This is a genomic window from Thiocapsa sp. C2-2m (assembly GCF_041903745.1).
Lineage (GTDB): Bacteria > Pseudomonadota > Gammaproteobacteria > Chromatiales > Chromatiaceae > Thiocapsa > Thiocapsa roseilacustris.
Genome location: NZ_JBBWVD010000069.1, coordinates 1 through 12,262 on the forward strand (window position 1 = coordinate 1; position 12,262 = coordinate 12,262).

Below are 12,262 nucleotides of genomic sequence, written 5' to 3' on the forward strand. Positions count from 1 at the left end.
CTCACCCCTCACCCCTCACCCCTCACTCCTCACTCCTCACTCCTCACTCCTCCCCCGCCGCGGCCAGACGCTCGAGCAGGTCGAGCAATTTGACCCGGTCAAGCGGCTTGGTGAGATAACCGTCGACACCGCAAGCCAGCGCAGCCGCGCGCTCCTCAGAGAGCGCGGCGGCCGTCAGGGCGTGGATCGGGGTGCGTGTCGCCGTCGGGTCGGCGGCCTCGCGCTCGCGGATCAGCCGGGTCGCCTCCAAACCACCCATCACCGGCATCTGCATGTCCATCAGAATCAGATCGAAGGTGTCGCGCTCGACCTGCTCCAACGCCTCTTGGCCGTTGTTGGCCAGGGTCACCTCGTGGCCCCACTTGCCGAGAAGTCGGATCATGAGTTTCTGATTGACCAGGTTGTCTTCGGCCAGCAGGAGCTTGAGCGGCTTTGCGGCTTGCCCCGGTGAAGGCGCTTGCGGTGGGGACTCGGGCGCCTTATCCCGCGTGCGCTCGCCCAAGGCGTTTTGCACGGCTTTCAGCAGCTCGTCGTAGGCGACGGGCTTGGCGAGGAGGGCCTCTATACCTAAGTCTCTGCAGCGCTCGGTATGGCCGGGTATGACGCCCGAGGAGAGCATGATCGTTTTCGGGTGTTGTATGAGCGGGATCCGCTTGAGCGTGGCGACGACCGCAAAACCGTCGAGATCGGGCATCTCGTAGTCGACCAAGAGCAGATCGAATGCCCTGGTTTCCGGGTCGCCGATGATGGCGAGACACGCGGTTCCGCTGCGTGCCTCGGTCACCTCCATGCCCCAAAGCACGAGCATGCGGCAGAGAATCCGGCGATTGACCGCGTTGTCGTCGACCAGCAAGACGCGCTTTCCGCTTAGCTCGGGCGCTTGCTGTGCCGCGAAGTCACCAACGCCGACGCCGAGCGGCAGGGTGATATGGAAGCTACTGCCCTTGCCGAGTGTGCTTTCGACCCAGATGCGTCCACCCATCAAGGCGGCCAACCGAGTGGAGATCGTCAGACCCAGACCGGTGCCGCCGAAACGACGCGTGATCGAGCCGTCCTCCTGCGAGAAGGCATCGAAGATGCGCGCCTGATTCTCCGCGGAGATGCCGATCCCGGTGTCGCGCACGGCGAAATGAACCTCCACCTGATCGTCCGCGATCGGTCGTGCATCCACGTGCAGAGCGACCTCGCCCCGCTCGGTAAACTTGATCGCGTTGTTCAGAAGGTTGACGAGGATCTGGCGCAAACGGCCCGGGTCGCCGATCAAACGGCGCGGGACGCTGGGCGCGAGCTCGCTGAGGAGCTCCAGCGGTTTCTCCTGTGCCTTCACGCGCAAGGAGCGCATGATCTCCGTGACGAGGGCATGCAGGTCGAGATCGATCGACTCCACCGCCAGCTTACCGGCCTCGATCTTGGAGAAATCGAGGATATCGTTGATGATGGTCAGGAGGCCGTCGGCCGATGACTTCACGACGAGGAGACAGTCGCGTTGTTCCTCGGTCAGTGGTGTCTCCAGGGCCAATTCGGTCATCCCGATGATGCCGTTCATCGGGGTTCGGATCTCGTGGCTCATGGCCGCCAGAAACTCGGATTTCGCGCGGCTGGCATCCTCGGCGCGGGCGACGCTGGTCTTCAGGGATTCAGCCATGTCTTCGAGCCGATGGGTATGGTCGAGCAGGTCCTGCTCCAACGCCTCGCGGCGCGCGATCTCCTCGGAGAGTCGTTCGTTCTGGTGCTCGAGGCGGTCGCGCAGAAGATCCGATCGGGCATATTTTTCCTCGAATAGAATCGCCCGCAACCGCATGCGATCGAAGGCGACCGCCGCAAACAGCAGCACGAAGGGGAAGGCACCCAAGGTGTAGAGAAAAAGCCGCGAGCTCAGATGGCCGTAGAGGGAGGTTTCCGTCATCAAGGTGAGCAACGACAAGGGCGTACCCTCGACTGCGCTGCGCACCGCCAGCCACCCCGCGAAATCCGCCCGATGCTCCCCCCGCCGGTCCCCCCGACGGTCCGATCGGCGATCCGGGCCGGCGCCGATTGGCATCAGGCTGTCTTCGGGCAGGCGCGCAAGCGCGGACGCTAACTCGGGATCGACCCCGATCTGACGTCCGGGCGGCACGATCATCAGTTCGTTCGGCCCGACGAGAAGCTCCTGATAGCGTGCCGAGGATGTCGCGTCCTCCCCGCTCGAGATCAGCAGCCAGGCGAGTTGATCGAGATTGCCGACGGTGACGACGACGCCTTTGTGCATCCCTTTGTGGACGACCGGGGCGCTTACGACGAAGCGATGGGTTTCATCTTCGATCGCGAGCTTGGGTTCATGCTCGAATCCGTCCGGGAGCTCGACGGGTGGCGCCTCGGGCTGCAGATCGACGAGTGTCTTTCCCTCCTCGTCTCGGTAGAGGATCCTTTGGTAGAGGGGCGACCCACGCAAGGTCTTCTGCTTGAGATGTCGGCGAAAACGCTGCTCAATGGCGTCGAGATTGGTGTTCAGTCCGTACTGCAACGACATGCCCAAGGCCAAATTGATCAGGTAGGCCTCGATCTCATGGCTTTCGGCGAGGTCGGCGGCGCTGCTGCGGCGCTCGGCGATGAAGTCGGCGACTGCGATCGCGCGACGTTGGCTGTCCGCAACCAATCGAGCGTCCGCGGCGGAGCGCAGCAGGTCTTGTGCCGTGAAGACATTCCAAAGGAGAACAAGGGTATAGACGCAGAAGATGACCGCTAAGAGGAGCGGCCAGCGCGGGGTGAGTCGACCTAGCAAGGCCATCTTGGTGAGGATCGAGCGATCGCTGCGCGCCTGCCGGAGGAGGCTTGTCGAGCGCTCAAGTGGCGATCGCACTGCATTGCGGGGTCACGCCGCTCGGACGGGGCTTGCGGTTCTCGACGTGATCGGGTGTGTGGCGCTCCGGCGACGTCCGGGTCAGGAGTCGCGGTCGAAGAACGCGGGAAAGTAGCGGCGGATCCCCGGGTAGTAGGTATCGACCAAGCGATCGTAGGTGCCATCGGCCTTGATTCTCGCGAGGTAGTCGTCGAAGGCGTCACGCAGAGCGGGTGCGCTCTTCGGAAAAGCGGCGGCAAGATCCTGATGCTCCGAGATCGGCCCGATGATCTTGATGGTGCCGGCCCATTTCTTCAGATCGAGAATGGCATCCGGGACGTCCAACAGGGTCAGCTCCGCCTCTTCGTTGAGCAGCGCCGGGACCATCTCGTTGAGGTTCGAGCTTTTGGTGTAGGACTTCAGATCGACCCCGGCACCGGTCAGGCCATAGTTGGCCGGGTCGAGACAGGTCTGCTCCATCACCAAGAGGCTTTTGGATCCGATCATCGCCTTGGTTTGAAGAATATCACGGGAGAGGTCGTTGCTACCTGGGATCGGCGAGAGCTCGGATTCCGAGCGGGCCACCAGGAGGACTTGAGACGGAAAGGTGGGTTGTGAGTACAGCAGCACCTGCTCGCGCCAGGGGAGCACGGTGAATCCGGCTGCGATCATGTCCCCGCGGACCGGATAGTCGCCTTCGAGGCTGACCTCAGAGCCGTTGCGCACGACCTCTTTGCCCAACAGATCGCGGATGACGTTGTAGAAATTCGTGTCGACGAGGACATAGTCGACACCGAGATCCTGCGCAAAGCCCTTCACCAATTCAACGTCGAAACCGTCACCTGAGCCGGTGACGAAGTTGGCGTATTTGATGCCGAGATGACGCAATTCGCCGCGCTCCCGGATCTCGTCGAGATCCGCGCACCAAGCGGTCGAGGAGAATCCGGCGAGGAACAGGGCAAAGCCGAGGGCGAGACCTTTGCTTAAGTCGTCCATCAGTGAATCCTCCGAGCCTATTTCGACCGGCTTTAAACCGCGCCCGGCGCGGTTTAGGTTAAATGAGAGTTGGCAAGGCGTCCGCCTTGGTCCAAGTGGGAGCTTGCCGTATCCGACGCAGGGGGCGATCGGGCTTCGGCCGTCGGGTCTGGCAGCGTGGAAGGTGCGGTGCCCTGTTCGGCTTCTTCTCGGAGGATCGCCCGAGCGCGTGGGAAGATGCACGAAAAAGTCGAGCCCCGCTCGATCTCGCTCGCGATCAGCAGGCGCGCATCGTGCCGGTTCATGATGTGCTTGACGATGGCGAGCCCGAGCCCGGTGCCTCCGGATTCGCGCGAGCGGGCCTTGTCGATGCGATAGAAACGTTCAGTCAGCCTCGGCAGATGCTCGGGCGCGATGCCGGGCCCGTTGTCTTCGACGCGCAGCTCCAAGCTGTCGCTCCTTGCCGACCAGCGGACATGGATCTCGGTGCCGTCGGGTGTGTGCTTGACCGCATTGAAGACGAGATTTGAAAAGGCGCTGCGCAGCTCGGGTTGACTCCCGATCAAGAGCAGGTTCTCGTTGATGTCGGTCGAGAACGCATGCCGGCCGTTGCTCAGCGCATGCGCCTCTTGCAGGATCAGATGCAGCTCGTCCGGGACATCGACCCGCTCCTGCACCTCCGGATGCTCGTGCATCTCCAGACGCGAGAGTGTCAGCAGGTCTTCGATGATGAGGCGCATGCGCTCGGCCTGATTGTGCATCAGGGACAAGGGGCGACGATGGTTCGCAGGTGTCGCCTCCGCGTCGATCAGGCTCTCGAGAAAGCCGGCGATGACGGTCAGGGGCGTGCGCAGCTCATGCGATGCGTTGGCGACGAAGTCACGCCGGATCATGTTCAGGTGATAGATCTTGGTGATGTCGCGTGCGACCACAAGGCGCTGGCGCTTGCGCTCGCCGAACGGGGTGATGCGCAGCGACAGCATCAGTGCGCGGTTGTGCTCCGGGGCCAAATCGATCGGCCGCAGGGATTCGCCGGCCTCGATAAAGCCCTTGAGATCCGGGTGAGTCAGGATCTCGAACAGCGGCCGCCCGTCGTCCTCGGGCCAGTGTACGTTCATCAAGGCCGCTGCAGCGGGGTTCGCCCAATCCACCCGATGCAGCTTGTCGAGGATGACCAGACCGTCCGGTACCGCGTTGGCCGCCTCGCGAAAGCGACGGGTGAAGCGGATCTGGCGCTTGCGGCCCTTACGACCGCGTTGCTGATACTGCGCGATGCTGCGATAGATCTCGCCCCAGAGTCCGAGTGGAAAGGGCGGGATGAGTCGGTGATGGCGTCGGATCAGAACCGCAAGACGCGTGAGCAGGTAAAGATGACGCAGCAGATAGGCGACGAGAATCAGCGTCCAGACCCAGGCCCATTCGGGAGCGAGCAGCCACTGCGCGGTGCAGAGGACGGTCGTGGCCGTGAGCAGCCACACCTCGAACGACAAGGCGCGACGCCAGGACTCTCCCCGTGGGTCTGGATTGCCGGCCAATCGCGTCAGGTCTTGTCCGAGAAGCGATAGCCCACACCGCGCACGGTCTGGAGCAGTCGGTCGTGGCCGGACGTCTCGAGCGCTTTGCGCAGGCGGCGGACATGCACATCGACCGTGCGTTCCTCCACATAGACCTGATCGCCCCAGACCTGATCGAGCAGCTGCGAGCGGCTGAAGGCGCGATCGGCGTGGGTCATGAAGAAATGCAGGAGGCGATATTCGGTCGGGGCGATGTCGACGGGGCGTCCCTCGGCGGTCACGCGATGGCTGATGTTGTCGATGCGCAGACCCCCGACGTCGATCTCGTCCGCCGGCTCGTCGGTGATCTTCGCCCGCCGCAAGACCGCCTTGACGCGAGCGACCATCTCGCGCGGCGAGAAGGGCTTGGCGATGTAGTCGTCGGCCCCGGTGTCGAGACCCTTGATCCGGTCTTCTTCCTCGCCGCGGGCGCTGACCATGATGATGGGTACGGCGCGGCTTTTCGGATTCTGCTTGAGCTGTTGGGCCAGCTCGAGACCGGATCGCCCCGGCAGCATCCAGTCGAGCAGGATGAGGTCCGGGCTCTCGTTGATCAGGAGCTTGCGCGCTTCGTCCGCATGGGCGGCCTCGATCACGCGATACTCGGCGTTCTCGAGTGCGAAACGCATGACCTCGCGAATATCCGGTTCATCGTCGACGACAAGAATGGTGGTCATGGTGTTGTGAACCGCGTCCGCAGTGATCTGTGATGTTTCAAATGGGCCTCGGCCGTGCCGGGGCGATCCGTCACCGATGTCGACGCGCATTCTATTGACGATTGATGACGTCTCTATGACAGCGTCGCCCGTTGCGCATGATTCTGCCGGTGTCAGCCCGTGTAGCGGATACCGCGGCCCTGCAGCCACTGACCGAGACGCTCGACCTTGGTGCGGAGATCGCAGGTTGGGGGAAGCTGTTCCAGATGATAGCCATACTCGATCAGGAGCGCAGTCTGCTCCTCGGCGCCGAGCTCATTCCACTCGCGCAGCGGCGGGCCGGCGTTCGGTGTTGCAGGCTGCTCGCTCATGCCGGCGGCGCCTTCAGCTCGGCCTCGACCTTGGCGAAGCGCGCGGCGAGCCCCTCGTGTTTGCGCCTGTCCGCGCGACTGACCAGAAGGATCGCAAGCGTCGCGAAAAGGATGCCGGGCACGATCTCGTAGAGGTCGAAGAGTCCGCCTTGGAGCTGTCGCCATCCCAAGACGGTCAAGCCGCCGACCAGGATCCCGGCGAGCGCGCCGAGTCCGGTCATGCGCGGCCAGTACAGCGATAGGACCAGTGCCGGGCCGAAGGCTGCACCGAAGCCGGCCCAGGCGTAGGCGACCAGATCCAGCACCATGGCCTCCGGGTCGAGCGCCAGCCAAAAGGCGGCGACCGAGATCACGACGACCGTGATCCGCCCGACGGCGACCAGCTCGCGCGCCCCGGCCTTGCGCCGCAGCAGGGTGCGATAGAGGTCCTCGGTGAAGGTGGAGGAGGAGACCAACAACTGCGAGTCCGCGGTGCTCATGATGGCGGCGAGGATGGCGGCGAGCAGGAATCCGGCCACCAAGGGATGGAACAGCAGGTCGACGAGCAGGATGAAGACCGTCTCGCGCGCCTCGCCCTGGAGCGGCTGCTCGATGATCAGGATGCCGGCGAGACCGGTCAAGGTCGCGCCCGCCAGCGTGACCGCCACCCAGGTGACGGCGATCCAGCGGGCCAGCGGGACCTTTCGGGGCGAGGCGATGGCCTGGAACCGGGCGAGGATGTGCGGCTGACCGAAATAACCCAGGCCCCAGGCCGCCAAGGACAGGATGCCGATGAGGCCCAGCGCGCTGCCGTCCGCTCGGGTGAAGGGATCCAGCAGGTTCGGGTTGGCCGCCTCGATCACCTCGAGCGCCAATCTGGTGTCTCCGATCTGCGACACGGCCACCAAGGGCACGGCGACCAAGGCTACCGCCATCAGCATCCCCTGCAGGACATCCGTCCAGGAGACGGCCAGAAACCCGCCGACCGCGGTGTAGACCATGATGGAGAGGACGCCGATCGCCACGGCCCACACGTAAGGCAACCCGAAGACCGATTGGAAGAGCTTGCCCCCGGCCACCAAGCCGGCGCTGGTATAGAGCAGAAAGAACAGCAGGATGAACAGGGCGGCGATGCCGCGCAGCCATCCGGCCCGGTCATCGAATCGGTTGGCGAAATATTCCGGCAGGGTCAAGGCGTTGCCGTATGCCATGCTGAAGACGCGCAGGCGGGCGGCGACCAGGCGCCAATTCGCCCAAGTACCGAGCAAGAGGCCGCCGGCGAGCCAGATCGACTCCAAGCCGGCGGCGTAGGCGAATCCGGGCAGACCGAGCAGCAGCCAGCCGCTCATGTCCGAGGCGCTTGCGCTCAATGCCGCCACCCCGCTGCCGAGCCGCCGCCCGCCGAGGATGAAGTCCGACAGATCCCGAGTGCGTCGATAGGCATACCAACCGATCATCCAGACCACGGCGAAGTAGACGGCGAAGGTGAACGCGAGGATGAGCGGATTCTGGGTCGACATGCGGGGTCCCTGCGGTTGGCCGATGCGCCTTGTCGGATCGGTCTCGGAGCGTTAAACCGCGCCCGGAGCGGTAGGCGATGTTGTTGGATGGGATCGGCCCAGGCGGACTTGACGACCGCCGGAGATGGCGCGGTTTAATAATTAATAATTAAGGCGATTTCCGCAAATTTCCATACCCGTAGGTTGTGCTGACGATAGGAAGCACAACTTGCGCCTACGGTCGGTTGTGCCTCGCACGGCTCGGCACAACCTACGCCCTTGGCACGAAGGTTTCCGGAATTCGCCTAAAAACTCTAATATTTCAAGTCGCGTCCCCGCCAAGAGCCATGGATACAGACAAGGTCGAGCTCACTCGAAAGCGAGCATCTCGCTCTGGACAGGGCGTAGTTTAGGGTTTGACTGCTGTCGTTTCCAAACCGAGGTCAAGCGTACGGCTCTCCTCCCGACGGCCATCCGGATCAACCGCCGCCGGCGTGGGAGGAGTTGGAGAAATACGGCGTGGAGCCGGCGTTTTGGGACATGGTCGCGAGTCACTTCGGCTATCGGGACGAGACGCCGACGCTGAAGACCCTGTTGCTCCGACTGCTGGTTTCGGATTTTGATCAGTCCTGTCGCGCGGAGCTGCCCGAGAGTCTCAAGTCACTCGTGCTCTGCCCGCGGGGTGCGGCGAGCGCGGTGGTCTGTCTTGCCCAATGGCGCGACAGCAGTACCCGCGGCGCATCCTACGAGCGGCTGTCGGGTCATGTGGCCGACGCCATCAAGCTGGAGCAGCACCTCGGATCACTGACGATCGATCACCTGGCGGAGGTCAAGACCTTTCTGCTGGTCGAGCAGGTGATCGCCAGCCGACTCCGCGATCAGATCCTCGACACGCAACAGACCCTCAAGCCGCAAGCCAATCGGGCCATCGCCGCACAGCGCCGGGATGGCTACTGGGCTACGGCAACGCTGCCCGACACCGCTGCCGCGCCGCGGCGCACGCTGTCGGCAGTCTACGACGCCTTGCTGGCCGCCGCGGAATTGCTCGCCCTGCGTAACCAATCGCTCGGCGGATTTGCGTCTGCGGATCCGCAAGGGGTGTTGAGCGCCTATTGCCGAGAGCGTGGATGTCGATGGCGTGCAGCGCCGTCCCGCGCCGCCGTGCGATCAGCGCCCGACGCCGACGGCATACTCCCCATCACAGGCACCGATTGGCTCGACGACGATGCCGCCCACCGACTGGTCGAGCTCATCGCGGTAGCATGGGGTGGGGGAGTGGATAGTGGGTAAGAAGTGGATAGTGAAAAGTGGATAGTGGGAGAGAAGTGTGTCGTGAAGAAAAACTATCCACTATCCACTGTCCACTTCTTCCCTAGAAGATAACCTCAGTTTCCTGGCTGCCAACCTCTCACCGAAGAAGGACGAATCCAGCCGCGAGACCCTCCGCCGCTATCTGAGCGACCGCTTCTTCAAGGACCATCTCCAGACCTACAAGAACTGCCCCATCTAATGGTGTTTATCCAGCGGCAAGCAGAAGGCGTTTCAGTGCTTGGTTTACCTGCACCGTTACCACACTGGCACCCTGGCGCGGATGCGGATGGAATACGTGGTGCCGCTGCAAAGCAAGATGGCCGCCCTCATCGACAAGCTCAGGGACGACATCCAGGCCGCCGGCAGCTCCGCACAGGCCAAGCGCCTGCAGAAAGAGCGTGACAAACTCACCAAGCAGCTCAAGCAACTGCGCCACTTCGCCGACCAAGGGCATCGCCTTGGATCTGGACGACGGCGTTAAGGTCAACTACGCCAAGTTCGGCGATCTGGTGGCCGAGGTGGAGACGGTAACGGGGCAGAAAAGCGATTGATTTAACGCGGAGAGCTCGGCTTTGGTCACCGTTTCGTCCAGGCCTCTTGGGTTCCCCAACCGGACGCGAAACTCTGGCCGCACGCCCCAGGTACGCCGACTTCAGTCGGCACCCCGGGGAGGCGGACTTCAGTCCGCCGCGCGGGCGCGCTCGGGCGACTGAAGTCGCCCGTACCCGGGGTGCCGGATGAATCCGGCGTACCCAAGCGGTCGCGGGCGGCGACCTGGGCACTGCCGATGTGGCCGAAACGATGATCGAGGCCGAGAGCTCAACCCTATGCGTGTTCCCACGCTCCAGCGATTGTGAAAGAATTCACCGTAGGTTGGGGTGAGGAACGAACCCCGGCATCCGCGGATTTGCAACCGATTAAAATGCTGGGGTTCGCAAGCTCACCCCAGCCTACGGCATGCTCTCTTTCGGCCCGACGCAGGAATACGTTCACAGTCTCCGGAGCGTGGGAGCCAGACTGGCTGCAATAGAGTCTGAAGTCGTATGCCAAAGCTATACGAGTAGATTCACAGGAGACTCAACTCAACACCAATCTTATTCAGCTTAACGCAGCCGAGCAGATTGACGATTACCGGTTATGTCTGAGCTTCTCCGACCCGTGATCGATCTTTATCGTAATGCCCTGGAGCATCGTGTTTCGTCGGACCACATCGCGGCTTGATCGGCCGGTGAATCCCCGCCCGCCGATATCAAGGCTGCAGCAGCTGCGCCTGGGCCAAACGACTGTAGAAGAAGCGCGACAAGCTCACCAAGCCGCTCGACGAGCTGCGCCGCTATGACGAAGAATTGCGCCATCACGCCGACCAGCGCATCGCCCTGGATCCGGACGACGGCGTCGAGGTCAACGACAGCAAGTTCGGCGATCTGCTGGCCGAGGTGAGGACGGTAACGGGGCAGAAAAGCGACTGATCCAAACGTGGAGATTGCAACCATGACCATCGCTGAACAGATCTACGAGGAAGTCCGGACGCTGCCAGACGAACTGGCGCGCGAAGTCCTCGATTTCGTTGGCTTCATTGAAGCCAAGTACGCCTTGAAACCAGCGTCCGAGCGGGACTTACAGCCACCCAAACGACGGGCGCGGACGCCGGGCAGTGCCGCAGGCAAGCTGACAGTGTTGGTGGAGGATGACGAGCATCTGAAGGACTTCCAGGATTACATGCCGTGAGAGTCCTGCTCGATACCCATGCGTTGCTGTGGTTCCTCCTTGCGGATCGCAAATTGTCCCAACGGGCGCGGGAACTGATCTCCAACGCCGAGACAACCGCCTGGGTACGCCGGATTCATCCGGCACCTGGGGACGGGCAACTTCAGTCGCCAGAGCGCGCCCGCGCGGCGGACTGAAGTCCGCCTTCCCCAGGTGCCGACTGAAGTCGGCGTACCCGGGGGTGCGGCCGGAGTCCCGTCTGGCCGCTCCAGCGGCCCGAGTGCCGACTCGACGCTGGAGCGTTGACACTTGCTCCCACGCTGGAGAGACTGTGCAAGTATTCCCGCTCGGGATCGAAAACGACGGTTCCGCGTAGGTTGGGCCGACGCAGGAGACCCAACAATCCAGCGGGGACCTCGACCTCATCGATCGGGCTTCGTTCCTCGGCCCAACCCACAAGGAATTCTTGCACAGTCTCTGGAGCGTGGGAGCCAGACTGTTGGCCGGAGTTACGAACAAGGCCGTAATCGACAACGACAACGACCGGCGCATTGACCGGATTCGAGGAATTTCCCATGACCGAAGCACGGATCCTGAATCGCGAGCCTGTCTTTCAAGGACGGGTGATCGATGTCGCCCTCGAGACTGTCGCCATGCCCTCCGGGCATGAGGTGCAGCTCGAGATCATCCGTCATCCCGGCGGGGCGGCCACGGTCGCCTTGGACGAGCAGGACCGCGTCTGTCTGCTGCGCCAGTTTCGACACGCGGCGGACGGCTGGCTGTGGGAGCTTCCGGCGGGAAAGATCGATCCGGGCGAGACGCCGCGCGACACGGCGACCCGCGAGTTGGCCGAAGAAGCCGGCCTGACCGCGGAGGACTGGAGCGATCTCGGGCCGATGCACAGCTCGCCGGGGGTCTTCACCGAGGTGATTCACCTCTGGATGGCCCGCGGACTGACCCGCCAGCCGCTCGCGCATGAGCAGGACGAGCTGATCGAGGTCCATTGGCTGCCTTTGGCGCAGGCCCTGGATTGGTGCAACGACGGCGAGATCACAGACGCCAAGACGCTCATCGGTCTCTATCGTGCACACGGCATGATCAAGAGCGCCCTCGAAATGCTCTCCGAGGACGCGGGCTGCTAAACCGCGCCCGGCGCGGTATGCGATGTTCTTGGATGGGATCGGCCCCGGCAGACTTGACGACCGTTGGAGCCGGCGCGGTTTAGAACATTTAACAACAGATCATTTTTAACCGCGTCCCCGCTAAGGCGATTTCCGGAAACCTTCATGCCAAGGGCGTAGGTTGTGCCGAGCCGTGCGAGGCACAACCAACCGTAGGCGCAAGTTGTGCTTCCTATCGTCAGCACAACCTACGGGTATGGACGTTTGCAGAA

At 63.0% G+C, this 12,262-nt stretch carries 11 protein-coding genes; 4 read left to right on the forward strand and 7 right to left on the reverse strand.

The window, feature by feature from the left end; genetic code table 11:
• Positions 1-43 precede the first annotated feature (43 nt).
• The 6 genes from AADX97_RS27665 to putP form a co-directional block, all read right to left on the reverse strand.
• Positions 44-2,767 (reverse strand): response regulator, encoded by a 2,724-nt coding sequence (locus AADX97_RS27665; protein WP_374236138.1) that lies wholly within the window; start codon positions 2,765-2,767, stop codon positions 44-46.
• 153 nt (positions 2,768-2,920) lie between these two features.
• Positions 2,921-3,814, reverse strand: a complete 894-nt coding sequence (locus AADX97_RS27670) for a transporter substrate-binding domain-containing protein (protein ID WP_374236139.1) — start codon at positions 3,812-3,814, stop codon at positions 2,921-2,923.
• Between the two features lie 53 nt (positions 3,815-3,867).
• Complete coding sequence (gene phoR, locus AADX97_RS27675) at positions 3,868-5,328, reverse strand: phosphate regulon sensor histidine kinase PhoR (RefSeq protein WP_374236140.1); 1,461 nt, start codon at positions 5,326-5,328, stop codon at positions 3,868-3,870.
• Positions 5,329-5,333: 5 nt separating this feature from the next.
• Entirely contained in the window at positions 5,334-6,023 is a 690-nt protein-coding gene (gene phoB, locus AADX97_RS27680) for a phosphate regulon transcriptional regulator PhoB (protein WP_374236141.1), read from the reverse strand.
• Positions 6,024-6,175: 152 nt separating this feature from the next.
• A complete protein-coding gene (locus tag AADX97_RS27685; protein ID WP_374236142.1) occupies positions 6,176-6,373 on the reverse strand; it encodes a hypothetical protein in 198 nt (65 codons plus the stop codon).
• Positions 6,370-7,872 (reverse strand): sodium/proline symporter PutP, encoded by a 1,503-nt coding sequence (putP, locus tag AADX97_RS27690; RefSeq protein WP_374236143.1) that lies wholly within the window; start codon positions 7,870-7,872, stop codon positions 6,370-6,372. Before putP ends, AADX97_RS27685 begins: the two co-directional genes overlap by 4 nt.
• A 498-nt stretch (positions 7,873-8,370) precedes the next feature.
• On the opposite strand from putP, the gene AADX97_RS27695 reads away from it, so the two are divergent.
• A complete protein-coding gene (locus tag AADX97_RS27695; RefSeq protein WP_374236144.1) occupies positions 8,371-9,141 on the forward strand; it encodes a hypothetical protein in 771 nt (256 codons plus the stop codon).
• Positions 9,142-9,400: 259 nt separating this feature from the next.
• Positions 9,401-9,643, forward strand: a complete 243-nt coding sequence (locus AADX97_RS27700; RefSeq protein ID WP_374236145.1) for a hypothetical protein — start codon at positions 9,401-9,403, stop codon at positions 9,641-9,643.
• Positions 9,644-10,331: 688 nt separating this feature from the next.
• Here AADX97_RS27700 and AADX97_RS27705 read toward each other — a convergent pair.
• Positions 10,332-10,655, reverse strand: a complete 324-nt coding sequence (locus AADX97_RS27705) for a hypothetical protein (RefSeq protein WP_374236146.1) — start codon at positions 10,653-10,655, stop codon at positions 10,332-10,334.
• Here AADX97_RS27705 and AADX97_RS27710 point away from each other — a divergent pair.
• Both AADX97_RS27710 and AADX97_RS27715 read left to right on the forward strand, forming a co-directional pair.
• Positions 10,654-10,890 (forward strand): DUF2281 domain-containing protein, encoded by a 237-nt coding sequence (locus AADX97_RS27710; protein ID WP_374236147.1) that lies wholly within the window; start codon positions 10,654-10,656, stop codon positions 10,888-10,890. The genes AADX97_RS27705 and AADX97_RS27710 overlap by 2 nt on opposite strands.
• A gap of 554 nt (positions 10,891-11,444) precedes the next feature.
• On the forward strand, positions 11,445-12,011 hold the full coding sequence (locus tag AADX97_RS27715) for an NUDIX hydrolase (RefSeq protein ID WP_374236148.1): 567 nt from the start codon (positions 11,445-11,447) through the stop codon (positions 12,009-12,011).
• The last annotated feature ends 251 nt before the right edge of the window (positions 12,012-12,262 follow it).

What these genes read in the sequence shown, in the direction of transcription:
- AADX97_RS27665 (WP_374236138.1), bottom strand. Translation starts at nt 2,767, where the DNA reads ATGGCCTTGCTAGGTCGACTCACCCCGCGCTGGCCGCTCCTCTTAGCG.
- AADX97_RS27670 (WP_374236139.1), bottom strand. Translation starts at nt 3,814, where the DNA reads ATGGACGACTTAAGCAAAGGTCTCGCCCTCGGCTTTGCCCTGTTCCTC.
- phoB (WP_374236141.1), bottom strand. Translation starts at nt 6,023, where the DNA reads ATGACCACCATTCTTGTCGTCGACGATGAACCGGATATTCGCGAGGTC.
- AADX97_RS27685 (WP_374236142.1), bottom strand. Translation starts at nt 6,373, where the DNA reads ATGAGCGAGCAGCCTGCAACACCGAACGCCGGCCCGCCGCTGCGCGAG.
- putP (WP_374236143.1), bottom strand. Translation starts at nt 7,872, where the DNA reads ATGTCGACCCAGAATCCGCTCATCCTCGCGTTCACCTTCGCCGTCTAC.
- AADX97_RS27710 (WP_374236147.1), top strand. Translation starts at nt 10,654, where the DNA reads ATGACCATCGCTGAACAGATCTACGAGGAAGTCCGGACGCTGCCAGAC.
- AADX97_RS27705 (WP_374236146.1), bottom strand. Translation starts at nt 10,655, where the DNA reads ATGGTTGCAATCTCCACGTTTGGATCAGTCGCTTTTCTGCCCCGTTAC.
- AADX97_RS27715 (WP_374236148.1), top strand. Translation starts at nt 11,445, where the DNA reads ATGACCGAAGCACGGATCCTGAATCGCGAGCCTGTCTTTCAAGGACGG.